5 protein-coding genes are annotated in these 9,262 nt (G+C 36.2%); 1 reads left to right on the top strand and 4 read right to left on the bottom strand.

The window, feature by feature from the left end:
• Positions 1-8 precede the first annotated feature (8 nt).
• The 4 genes from G457_RS0114350 to G457_RS22300 form a co-directional block, all read right to left on the bottom strand.
• Entirely contained in the window at positions 9-3,890 is a 3,882-nt protein-coding gene (locus tag G457_RS0114350) for a PIN domain-containing protein (protein WP_026947095.1), read from the bottom strand.
• A 1,059-nt stretch (positions 3,891-4,949) separates the two neighbouring features.
• Positions 4,950-5,420: an OsmC family protein gene (locus G457_RS0114360; protein ID WP_026947097.1), complete on the bottom strand. Its 471-nt coding sequence runs from the start codon at positions 5,418-5,420 to the stop codon at positions 4,950-4,952.
• A 296-nt stretch (positions 5,421-5,716) separates the two neighbouring features.
• A complete protein-coding gene (locus G457_RS0114365; protein ID WP_026947098.1) occupies positions 5,717-6,304 on the bottom strand; it encodes an RloB family protein in 588 nt (195 codons plus the stop codon).
• Positions 6,282-7,592, bottom strand: coding sequence for an AAA family ATPase (locus G457_RS22300; protein ID WP_026947099.1), 1,311 nt, complete (start codon positions 7,590-7,592; stop codon positions 6,282-6,284). The genes G457_RS0114365 and G457_RS22300 overlap by 23 nt, the downstream gene beginning before the upstream one ends.
• Positions 7,593-8,547: 955 nt before the next feature.
• Between G457_RS22300 and G457_RS0114385 the strand changes: the two genes are divergently transcribed.
• Positions 8,548-9,262 (top strand): hypothetical protein (locus tag G457_RS0114385; RefSeq protein WP_035484021.1); only part of this gene is annotated, 715 nt, incomplete at its 3' end.

The following is a 9,262-nucleotide window of genomic DNA, read 5'->3' on the forward strand; positions in this document are numbered from 1 at the left end:
TCGTGCTTTCATTCCTTGTATTTGTTATGTATCTCAATAAGAAATTCATGTCCCTGCTTTGCCATCTTGTTGCAAAATTCATCGGCAATTTGCTTTTGTCCGTTCTCGTAAAGAAACACAACTAAGTCAATAATATGTTTGTTGTCAACGGAAGAAAAGTAAGGAGCAAATTGTATTGAGTTCAAAATTATTCCGACATGTTTAGCAGATTCATTTGGATTGCCTCGGTCTTTAAGCTTGATAAGATTCTCAATGAGGTAATGAGAGTGAAAATGTTTATCGGTAATGCCACTTGACTTTAAAACCAACTTAGTGTAAGTTTCGTTTAATTCGGGAACGAAAACAAGGAGATTAGAAAATGCTGCTAAAACTTTTTGTTCTTCTTCGCCAGTTGCATTCTCATACTTCTGAGCAAGGTAGTTCCACAAATTGAAAATTATTTCTTCAAAGTTTTTTGCGTCATCACGATTCAAACTTTTCAAATAACCTTCTTGTCTCCAAACAAAATTTACAACTTCAAGAATACTTGTGTGATTGCCTTTGTTGAAAAGCATTGTAAGCAAGCCATCTGTTTGTAAATCTTCAAAACCCCAAAAGTAAAAGGCAACAATGTGTCGGATAATTCCATGGTCGTAAAAACTATTTATCTGAATGTCATTCTTAATAGCTCTTTCATAGTGAGGGTAAAATAACTGATAAATGTCTTTGTTGAATGGTGGATTACCGAAGGCAAATCCACTCAGAAAAGCAAGCCACTCTTTGTCTTCAAGTTTGTAATACTCTTTTATTTTATTGCTTATCCAATCTTTGTCCAAGAAATAAAACTGTTGGAAATACCAACCAGTGAGAATGTATCCGTCAATTATTCCTTTCTTAAAAGTTTCCTCCAATAAATCATTTATCTCCTTCTCCCACTTGGGTAAATTATCTTCTGCCTTTAAATTTCTTGCTCTCCTAAGTGAATAGTCAAGTAATGTTCTAAGAGTTTTACCAGCCGTAGAGTTCAGCGAATACGTTGGATAGTCCATATTCGTTTGCTTAAAATCTTCTACCGGCTTTAATCTTGGAACAATGATTTCAAGAATGTTCTTTGCAATTGGTAAAAGCGATAAATCAAATGCGTTGCTGTCTGATTGCATTCCATCAGTCAAAAGATTTCCAACCGAACCTGTAACCCAATCCGCAGTTGCCCCCCAACCATCATTCTCCAACTGAAATTGTCCTGTTGTAAATTTTTCGTTTGAGATATACTCTTTGTAAAAATTCAAAACTTTTTCCCAATTGAATGACTTTTTATTTTTCCATGCTTCTCTAAAACCGTTGGCAATATGGTAGGCATATATGTAAGGAACATCCTTGTAAAGTTCAATCTCGTCAGAAAACTTTTGGGGCTCGTTTTGAACGGCTGCACTTAATGAGTTTGATAGTCCGTCAATAGTTGGTTCTTCCCAACGGTCTTTTGGTTTGAAGCTATGAATGAACTTAACAATTTCCTGATTGCTTTTTTGAAGTATTTCTTCTACACTAAAAGGAGAAACCGAGCCAAATCTTGTTTTTATCACTCCCAAATTTTCATAGTGTTCGTTAGTCAAGTTTTCTGCTTGTGAAAGTTTTTCGTAACTGTCCTTGAATGGAACCATATTTCTCAAAGCAGAATACCAACGCAACTGCCAATAGTCCTTATACTTCGGGTCTCTATCTTCTTTCTTGTCTTGAGGACCTAAATCAATTATTTTTTGAAGAGTTTTGATTTCTTCCTGGCTCAACAACATTTGATTTTTATTGAGCAATTCGTAAAGATCTTTGTCAAAATTGTGATTTGAAAAAAGTAGCATCGGGTCATTGTCTTTTACAATTTCCCAAAACAAATTTTTACATGCTTCCCAATTCTCCCCTATGACAAACAGAACTACTCTTCGGAAAAATGGTAATCGGTATTTGCTTTCAAAAGCAAATAACTTTAAAAGTTCAATTCCTGTCTTTGCATTCTGTTTTACTTTATCGTTTAGAAGGTCTCTGAAAATTAATGAGAACACTTCAACAACTTTGTCTCCGTGATGGTAGCGGTCATTTAACTTGCTTATTGTGTCATCTGAGAAAGTATAGTATGAGCCATTTGATAAAGCGTTTGTAAGTATTTCAATATCGAACTCATTATCTTTATATCCTTCATATTCCAATCCCAGCTCTTTCAGAAAATCAATGACGAAATTTCTCACTTGCTCGTCATCAAGATTTTCAAACTTCCCTATTGTTTTCCTTCCAATGATTTTTTCCGCATTGTCTTTTTCTGAAATGGCAATATTCAAATTTTCGGTTTCAATCTCTGCTTTGCAGTGGTAGTCCTTGTCCTTTATCTTGAGTGAAAAGTTAATTCCTCTTGGGAAATCAATTCTTAGCGTTTTGATTTTTTCTGCTAATTCAATAATGATATTGTCTGAGCAATAAGCAACAATTTTTGCTGTAAGTTTTTTATCAATCAAAGCATCCGTTAAATAGTGTATGTAAATTCTTGAACGGTAGCTTTCGGCATCAACTCCTAACATGCCTTCTTTAGCAACTTCAATTTTTTCAATAGAGAAAAGATATTTTAAAATCAGTTCTGCCTTTTGAATGTCCTCTGCGGTTGGGTTTTCAGAAAGAAATTTTGGAAGTAGATTCTCACATATTTCTGAACTCTGAATCATTGTGTCAAAACTTCCTTTAAGCCAAGTAGGAATGAAGTTCAATGTCTCTAAAGGAATTTTTTCTTTAGGAAGGTTATTCAATATCTTAATTAACAAATACCAAGTTCTGTAATTGTCAACTGGGTTTTGAGAAACGTTGTTGATGATTGATATTATTTCATCAATGAGTTCAAGGGATTGTCCATTCTTGATTTGAAGTGAAAGTTTTTCAAGATAAATAAGTGGCTCCCAAAAAGGAATTTGAAATCCTTCCTTTACTTGAATTGGAGCAGGATTGTTTGTTGGATTGAAAACCTTTTTCCGTTTGAGTATCTCAAACCAACTTGCCTTGTCAAGTCGTTTATAAAAATCACGCTCATAGGAAATATCAGAATCCACAAGTGCCAAAATATAAATTACTTGCTCTTTTGTTGGTCGTGTTTCCTTTAGGATAAACTCAATCGTGTTTATGTTTTGGATATATGAGCTTTCGCCACTTTCAGTTAGTTTGTCATATTCCGGATTGTAAACTTTTTCCTTGACCTTATTTCTAATTCTATCTTTTCTTCTCTGACCAATATTCTCATCTACCTTTAAGCTATGAGCAGTTTGAAGGAAATAAATCAAATGATTGAGAGTAGTAAATGCCTGAATATTGTTTGCATCAAAATCTGGTTTCAAATCTTGATGAATTTCTTTTTTGCCATTTGCTCTTTGGTAGAAGTCCTCTGTGTTGCTGGAAATAAAAAAGTAGTGATTCCCTTGATTCAACTTAGAAAAGTGAATCAATGAATAAACAATGATTGCATCTGCAATACTACTTTTTTTATGCATCGGTGCTTTTTTGGCGATGCCATCAGAAATGATTCTATCCTTTACTTCTGAATATTCGGGAATGATTTCACTTTGAAGAATTAAATTTTTGGCCCTATTGAGTTGGTCGTCAATAATTTTTCTTTGCATAGCAGGCTCCTTGTATTCTGCAAAAAACGCTGAAGGCAGAATCTCTTCTGCCATGTTAAAAAACTCACGGAGCTTTTTCTCTCTTTCTCCTACTTGCTCTTTTTCGTGTTTAGTCCATTCGTCAATTATCATTTTGGGCAAAAGAAGTTTCACTTCTCCTTTCTGAATCCATGGTTCAAGATAATCAAGTTGATTTTCAATTTGCCAAGATTCATCTAGTGAATAAATCCAAATGTTGCTATCAAAAGTGAGATAAATCATTTCTTATTAACTTCTGTGTCTGGGTTGAGCATGACCGCTAACTAGTAAATATCCTCAATAACATGTAATTTTTTGACAAAAAACAGACCTTAGAAAGCTTGAAGTAGTAGCATAAATCAGCCTTCTCAGTCATTTATGTTCACTATTCAGTCTAAATGGAAATAAGCTTGAGGATCATCTTTCCTATACTAAGGCATTTTGCCTCTTTGACATTTCCCTAAAGACTTCATTTGCAATGAAGTTAATAATCCCAAGAAAAAAATACCATAAAGTGGGTAATTTTAGTGGAAAATGTAGGTTTTGACGGGGTTTGTCGGATTTTTTTAAGGCTGATCACTTTTAGAAATAAAATGTGTTAGGATTCAGGACCCTGGTAAACGGACCCCCTTCCACCTTTAGGCCATTTACCCGAAGGAGAAGGAAAGGGGAAAGTAGATCACTAGTTATAAACCAAAAGGAGAACCCTTAAACAAATAGCACGATTCTTAAAAATTTTACAAACTAGCAAATCTTGCCAATTTCTCAGGCACTTTTTCCTAACCGAAATGACTCTTTCAAAGTGTTCCTAACCGCTTAAATAACTGGACCGTTTTTGTTGCCTAAAATTAGGAACAAAATGATCCAAGATTTAATCAAAAACGCACGACTTTCATCCAGTGGCCGTAAGCTACTGACCTCACAACAAAAAACCTTTATCATTCAGCTTCAGATCCGGAATCACCGACGGTTGGATCATAATGATTCATCTAATTTTTTGAAGTGCCCTTTCGTAATCCAGAATGTCGAAGGACTCGAAATCATCTTTTAAAAAGGAGTATATGATCACTCATTTGTACCAATCCTTTCTTTAACAGAAGTTGTTGTTCGTCTAGGTAAAGAGGAATCGGGGGATTTTCGATAAGTGGATGAAGTCGAAGCGTTTTTGAGCTTTTAGCAATTAGAACGATGGCACCAGTGTTCTCACAATGCTATAGTTAGTTTTTTCAAAAATTGATGCTATTTAATTTTTCAAGATAGTCAAATCAGACAAGCCTGATTTTTTGAAGTTTAAGATCACTGTTATTTGGTAGAGCAAGTTTTAGGTGAATGACTTATATCGAAATTGCAGGAATTAGCTATAAAGCACATTTGATTCGCTTTTTCATGTAATTCATTGGCAAGGTTTACTTTATCCTTTTCCAGAATCTCTACATTTGGATTTAATTGAGCTGAATCAAATCTTCCTGAGCCGTCCTTGTTTTCAGTCATAGTAGCTAAGGCTTGATCGGAATATTTAATAACTGTAATTTTTGCTTCTGAACATAAGTGTAGGTACCACAACATATGACATGCGGAAATTGACATTAGAAATAATTCTTCAGGATTGTATTTACTGCGATCGCCCCTAAAAGAAGGGTCAGAGCTTCCATAAAGCACCGGCTTAGATTGTACCTTAATTTCATAGCTCCTTTCGTAGGCAGTGTAACTATTGGTTCCTTGACCAGTATTACCTGTCCAATGTAATTCGGTGTTGTATATGTGTTGTTTCATATTTTGGAAATTTTCAAATAATTGTATGCGCCTTTCGGAAATCTATATGGTGTGGGTAAATTCCTTCCCCACAGAACAAGTCAGTGGAGTGTTTCGATCTTAACAGACAGTTGTTATCAAAAGACTTTTAGTCAGCTAAGCCTAAGACCTTAAAAAGCTATCTGGACAAGTTTTTTTTCTGCATCTTATAAGGATAATAACCAGGAACTAAGTTGACGTACTCAGAATCATTTTCTCTTTGTACCCCATTGCCTAATTGGTTAAAAATAGACTAAACAGGCGGTGAAGTTAATCATTTACCCTTCCTCTAAGGATTGGAAAAAAGAAATCAAATCCGGTATTGTGCAATAGGGATTTCTCTCAATAACTGAATTTTCCTCTTGCCTTCTATTCATTCTAATAGCACGATCGGTGGCTGTTGGCAGTTTATCTTTCAATTCAGTAAAGTGATTCAGTTTCGTTTTATGATATCGGGGCCACAGTCTTCGAAGATGACTTAGTGCATCTTCTCCTCTCTGAAATGCCCTTCCACACTCTTCAAAATGAAGGATAAACCAATGCTCCATGCAAAGTGCAGTAAAAGAAAACTTAAATTTCTCCGTCTCGATTAAGCGAAAAGCATCTCTTAACTGTGGCCAGTTATCATGGTCAAAGAATATCCATATATCATCATACGGATTCTTTTCCTTTCTGGCTTTTTTCTTTTTTGCGATGGCCTCCCTCACAAGATCCAAAGGGTTCTGCTGATCTCCTTGTGCTATCTCCACTGAGATACTTCTCTGTAACTTTCTATCCAACTCTGCCCGGAGTGAGGTAGCATACAGCTTTTCCGTCACTCCCTCACATAAAATCAAAATCCTTTTATTCAGTCTTCTCAAGGACATCTTCCTGCATTTTGATTAAAAAATCCACGTCATTGATAATTGGAGTTGCACCTAATTTCCCGGAGGCATACCACTTGTCTAAGGGGTTTTCAGTTCTAATCCCTTTAATATCAGAGCAGGCATATATTTCAGTGGCACCAAATTCATTTTTCTCTGTAAACCAAATCTGATCCCGTCTAAAGGCCCCGTTTGCAAGTTGGGTAATATCATGCGTTGCAAAGATCAATTGTGCATTCTTAGTGTTGGTCAGAGGGTTATGGAAAAGACTGATAAGGTAACTTGTAATGGATGGATGCAGGTTTTTTTCAAACTCATCCACCACCAACACTCTCCCAGTCTCCAATGAATCCAAAATTATCCCACCTATCACCAAAAGGCTTTTAGTCCCTGTCGATTCTTCTTCCACATCAAAAAACTCCTGCCCTACCTGCTTTCCTCCATGGTACAAGGGATGGGAAGTCTTGATGTCGTATTTATAATCTTCTTGAATTTTGCGCTTGATTTCATCAGGAACATTATCAGGAAATTTAAAACTATTTGAATCTACTTCCTTTGAGGAAACCGATAATATCCCCGTGTCCAAAGCACAGATCAATGCGTTGAGTTTTCTGGCAAAACCTGAATCCTGCTGTTCTGCCAAGCGCCTGGCATAGAGCCTCGTTAGATTGGATTCATGATCCTCACTTAAAAACGGGAAAACCATCATACCCTGATCGAAAAAATGATAAGGAATCAATAAAGATTCCACATTGTTTTCAGATGCTTTTGAAATAAACAATTGATTAGGAAGAAGAAGTTTTTCGATAGCTTTTTTAGCGCCTTTGTAGCTCTCTCCAAACTTGATCTCTTTACCAGAACTACGCTGGTATAGTAGCGACTGAACTCCGTGGGGATAAAAATACATTTCTTCTTTTATTACTTTCTTTTCAAGAAACGCTAGTTTGAACTCGTATTTCACTCTGTCCTCACCATAAAAAACAATGTCAAGCTCCACAGGCTTCTCTCTGAAACCCTTATCCAAAAGGTGCGGTTCATAGGGTGGTATAGATTGGTCTGGCTTAAATCCTGCTGAATTAACAACCATGAATTCCAAGGCTTTGAACGCTTGGAGCACGGTACTTTTCCCTGATGCATTTGGCCCGTAAAGAACAGCAGTCTTTAACAGCTGAGATTTTGCTGGTGATGTGAAATAGTTTGAAGGCAGTCCTTTCAACCCCGTCTTCTCAAAACTGATATCAATTCGATCCTTTATAGATCGAAAATTCTGAACTGAAAAATGAATGATCATGGATTTACGATTTGAATACAATTTTACGTGAAAAAAGCATATATCTATATATTTTTACTTAAAAATTTACGTTTTTTACGCAATTTTCACTTATTATCCCAGTAATTAAAAGAATAAAGTCCTTGATGTAAATACCTTCTGGAAAAATAAAATGTATAGATTAGACCTGGTGGAAGTTATTTGATCGTAAATCGAGCCCAATACGAATTCCGATAATTATCGGAATTCCTCACCCTTGATCCTCCCCTACTATACTTACCAATTTGTGGTTGGCTTAATTATATTCCTCTCTCTTTCCTACCACAAGCACCTACTCTCAAAGTAAAATTTTAAAAAAGTGGCAATGAATAGTTTGGAAGTTAAACCAATCCCATAATTCTTACAAATTCGAGGCCTTGAGTTAGATAGAAATCAAAATCAAAAGAATTTGCCTTGCCATTACCCAAACTGAATTCTTTCGTTTTCAAGAAGGAGGAAAATTATTTCTAAAAAATACCATAAAATGGGTAATTTTAGTAGGAATTGGTGGATTTGACGGGGTTTGTCGGATTTTTTGAGGCTGATCACTTTTAGAAATAAAATGTGTTAGGATTCAAGTCTCTAGTAAACGGACCCCCTTCCACCTTTAGGCCATTTACCGGAAGGAGAAGGAAAGGGGAAAGTAGATCACTAGTTATAAACCAAAAAGAGAATCCTTGAGCAAATTGCCCGATTCTTAAAAATTTTACAAACTAGCAAACCCTGCCAATTTCTCAAGCACTTTTACCTAACCGAAATGGCTCCTTCAAAGTATTTAAGGTTCTTGACTTTTCAGAATCCATTTTCATCTCGACATCTAAATGTTCATTGGATCAATTCCTGTATTCATTTCAAATATTCCTGCGCTTATTTGATTCTTATTTCCCACGATACTTCTGCCATCTACATTTAGGTATAACATTTAACAAATACGACAATGAACAAAGAATTGATCTTCTTGAGAACCTTTGCAGCAACAGCGGCGATCAGTACCTCTATACTGCTTTTCTCCTCATTTAAATCCAATAGCAATCAAAAATTCGAAACGATTGATGTACAGCGCATCAATGTGGTTGAAGCTGATGGGACAGTCAAATTAGTTATCACCAATGCCGGACTATTCCCCAATGGAGAAGAAAAAATCAACGGGAGACCTACCAATGTTACCCGTAAGAAAAGAGCGGGCATGCTTTTCTACAATGAAGATGGTATCGAATGCGGAGGATTGATCTATGACGGAGAAAAGAAAGAGAATGGCCATAGCGCAGGACTTTCCCTGACATTTGATCAATATGATGGAGATCAGGTGATGCAGTTGCTCACCACTGACTCCCAAAGGGGAGACGAGCGTTTTGTAAGCTCAAGCCTGGTATTCAATGATAGACCACGGAAAGAATCACAGGAGAAAACTGCAGAAATTATGATGGAACTTGCTGAACTCCGAAAATCTGATCCTGAGACTTTTAAGCAGAAATATGCTGCCTATCAAGCTCAGGAATTGATCGGAGGAGCGCCAAGAATCATGCTTGGAAAATCAAGAAGTCAAAACAACGGATTATTTTTGTTTGATGAACAAGGGATACCAAGAGCAATGTTTTACCTGGATAAAGACAACAATCCCAAATTGGAGGCATACGATGCAGAAGGAAATG

The organism is Algoriphagus marincola DSM 16067 (assembly GCF_000429405.1).
Classification (GTDB): domain Bacteria; phylum Bacteroidota; class Bacteroidia; order Cytophagales; family Cyclobacteriaceae; genus Algoriphagus; species Algoriphagus marincola.

What these genes read in the sequence shown, in the direction of transcription:
- G457_RS22300 (WP_026947099.1), bottom strand. Translation starts at nt 7,592, where the DNA reads ATGATCATTCATTTTTCAGTTCAGAATTTTCGATCTATAAAGGATCGA.
- G457_RS0114360 (WP_026947097.1), bottom strand. Translation starts at nt 5,420, where the DNA reads ATGAAACAACACATATACAACACCGAATTACATTGGACAGGTAATACT.
- G457_RS0114365 (WP_026947098.1), bottom strand. Translation starts at nt 6,304, where the DNA reads ATGTCCTTGAGAAGACTGAATAAAAGGATTTTGATTTTATGTGAGGGA.
- G457_RS0114350 (WP_026947095.1), bottom strand. Translation starts at nt 3,890, where the DNA reads ATGATTTATCTCACTTTTGATAGCAACATTTGGATTTATTCACTAGAT.